This is a genomic window from Zooshikella sp. RANM57, assembly GCF_050749885.1.
GTDB lineage: Bacteria > Pseudomonadota > Gammaproteobacteria > Pseudomonadales > Zooshikellaceae > Zooshikella.
Genome location: NZ_JBOIUB010000069.1, coordinates 1 through 306 on the forward strand (window position 1 = coordinate 1; position 306 = coordinate 306).

The 306-nt window shown below is 41.8% G+C and carries 1 pseudogene; it reads right to left on the bottom strand.

Annotation, left to right across the window (positions count from 1 at the left end):
• A pseudogene (locus tag ACQ96U_RS27170) lies at positions 1 to 306 on the bottom strand (IS982 family transposase); the annotation flags it as partial.

Here is a 306-nt window from a genome sequence, read left to right on the forward strand (position 1 = left end):
CATAATAAGTTTCACTTTTTGAAGCACAATAACCGTAGTTTGCCTCTCCTTTAAAACGGCTACAGCTTTTTGCTCGTTTAAAGTGGCTCACGGGTAAAGGAAAAGCATCGACAATATGGAGTGGGTCCGTGATTGTTCCCAGTGCCATAGTGACTCGTTTTTGCAACTGCTGTTTTACTGCCCATAAGTTTGCTGCTTGCTTTGAAAATTGGCTTCTTGAGCCGATACCTGGAAAATAATTTCGCCAATGTTCACGAAAATACCGCCAGATATGAGTATCTTCATCTAACCCAAAAAACTCGCCGA